We start from the raw sequence: 2,727 nt of genomic DNA, 5'->3' as shown, positions 1-2,727 counted from the left end.
GAGCAAGCTCCATCCCGACGCTCCCACGGCTTGTAGGCACACGGTTTCAGGTACTATTTCACTCCGCTCCCGCGGTACTTTTCACCATTCCCTCACGGTACTATCCGCTATCGGTCACCAGGGAATATTTAGGCTTAACGGGTGGTCCCGCCAGATTCACACGGGATTTCTCGGGCCCCGTGCTACTTGGGTGTCTCTCAAACAAGCCGCATGAATTTCAGCTACGGGGGTCTTACCCTCTACGCCGGACCTTTCGCATGTCCTTCGCCTATCCATACGGTTTCTGACTTGTCTCACAGCCGGCAGACTGTGAAAGAGAGATCCCACAACCCCGTATGCGCAACCCCTGCCGGGTATCACACACATACGGTTTGGCCTCATCCGGTTTCGCTCGCCACTACTCCCGGAATCACGGTTGTTTTCTCTTCCTGAGGGTACTGAGATGTTTCACTTCCCCTCGTTCCCTCCACACTGCCTATGTGTTCAGCAGCGGGTGACAGCCCATGACGACTGCCGGGTTTCCCCATTCGGAAACCCCCGGATCAAAGCCTGGTTGACGGCTCCCCGGGGACTATCGTGGCCTCCCACGTCCTTCATCGGTTCCTGGTACCAAGGCATCCACCGTGCGCCCTTAAAAACTTGGCCACAGATGCTCGCGTCCACTGTGCAGTTCTCAAACAACGACCAACCACCCACCACCCCCACCCACACGGGGCAGAGTTCACTGGGGCCGGCAACCCGAAGACACAAACCCTAAGGTCCGTACCCTCAGACACCCAACAGCGCGCCCAACATCCCCACCCATCGGCAACCCACTTTCCACACCCCCGTAAAGGAGTAGTACTCGTGTGTCGACCCACCGGCCAGGACACTGAATAGTCAACGTTCCACCCATGAGCAACCAGCATCGAACATTCGCCGATGAACTGGCCCCTTGACCGGCTTGCACCGGTAAGAAGTGCTCCTTAGAAAGGAGGTGATCCAGCCGCACCTTCCGGTACGGCTACCTTGTTACGACTTCGTCCCAATCGCCAGTCCCACCTTCGACAGCTCCCTCCCACAAGGGGTTGGGCCACCGGCTTCGGGTGTTACCGACTTTCGTGACGTGACGGGCGGTGTGTACAAGGCCCGGGAACGTATTCACCGCAGCAATGCTGATCTGCGATTACTAGCAACTCCGACTTCATGGGGTCGAGTTGCAGACCCCAATCCGAACTGAGACCGGCTTTTTGAGATTCGCTCAGCCTTGCGGCATCGCAGCTCTTTGTACCGGCCATTGTAGCACGTGTGCAGCCCAAGACATAAGGGGCATGATGACTTGACGTCGTCCCCACCTTCCTCCGAGTTGACCCCGGCAGTCTCCTGTGAGTCCCCATCACCCCGAAGGGCATGCTGGCAACACAGAACAAGGGTTGCGCTCGTTGCGGGACTTAACCCAACATCTCACGACACGAGCTGACGACAGCCATGCACCACCTGTATACCGACCACAAGGGGGCGACCATCTCTGGCCGTTTCCGGTATATGTCAAGCCTTGGTAAGGTTCTTCGCGTTGCGTCGAATTAAGCCACATGCTCCGCTGCTTGTGCGGGCCCCCGTCAATTCCTTTGAGTTTTAGCCTTGCGGCCGTACTCCCCAGGCGGGGAACTTAATGCGTTAGCTGCGGCACCGACGACGTGGAATGTCGCCAACACCTAGTTCCCAACGTTTACGGCGTGGACTACCAGGGTATCTAATCCTGTTCGCTCCCCACGCTTTCGCTCCTCAGCGTCAGTAATGGCCCAGAGATCCGCCTTCGCCACCGGTGTTCCTCCTGATATCTGCGCATTTCACCGCTACACCAGGAATTCCGATCTCCCCTACCACACTCTAGCCTGCCCGTATCGACTGCAGACCCGGGGTTAAGCCCCGGGCTTTCACAACCGACGTGACAAGCCGCCTACGAGCTCTTTACGCCCAATAATTCCGGACAACGCTTGCGCCCTACGTATTACCGCGGCTGCTGGCACGTAGTTAGCCGGCGCTTCTTCTGCAGGTACCGTCACTTTCGCTTCTTCCCTGCTGAAAGAGGTTTACAACCCGAAGGCCGTCATCCCTCACGCGGCGTCGCTGCATCAGGCTTTCGCCCATTGTGCAATATTCCCCACTGCTGCCTCCCGTAGGAGTCTGGGCCGTGTCTCAGTCCCAGTGTGGCCGGTCGCCCTCTCAGGCCGGCTACCCGTCGTCGCCTTGGTAGGCCATCACCCCACCAACAAGCTGATAGGCCGCGGGCTCATCCTGCACCGCCGGAGCTTTTAACCCTCTCCCATGCGGGAGAAAGTATTATCCGGTATTAGACCCCGTTTCCAGGGCTTGTCCCAGAGTGCAGGGCAGATTGCCCACGTGTTACTCACCCGTTCGCCACTAATCCCCCACCGAAGCGGGTTCATCGTTCGACTTGCATGTGTTAAGCACGCCGCCAGCGTTCGTCCTGAGCCAGGATCAAACTCTCCGTGAATGCTTCCAGGTAATCCTGGTAACACACATGAGAGCGGAACGGTCGGAGGAATAATCCGAACCGTTCACAACGTCCTCGCTGTGTTTTGTTTCTTCAAAGGAACCTCATCCCCCCGAAAGGGGACGGGGTATCAACATATTTGGCGTTGACTTTTGGCACGCTGTTGAGTTCTCAAGGAACGGACGCTTCCTTCAGACCCTTTCAGGTCCTTCCGGGCGCTTCCCTTCGGT

Annotated in this window: 2 rRNA genes (1 of these 2 only partly in view); both read right to left on the bottom strand. The window is 57.7% G+C overall.

Annotated elements, in window-relative coordinates:
• A 23S ribosomal RNA gene (locus ACH4S7_RS36460) occupies positions 1 to 645 on the bottom strand (it extends 2,579 nt beyond the left edge of the window).
• 324 nt (positions 646 to 969) lie between these two features.
• Positions 970 to 2,497 (bottom strand): 16S ribosomal RNA (locus ACH4S7_RS36455).
• Together the 16S and 23S rRNA genes form the textbook arrangement of a ribosomal RNA operon.
• Between the last annotated feature and the right edge of the window lie 230 nt (positions 2,498 to 2,727).

Source organism: Streptomyces sp. NPDC020965 (assembly GCF_044333555.1).
GTDB lineage: Bacteria > Actinomycetota > Actinomycetes > Streptomycetales > Streptomycetaceae > Streptomyces.
This window is presented reverse-complemented; position numbering and strand designations above follow the sequence as displayed.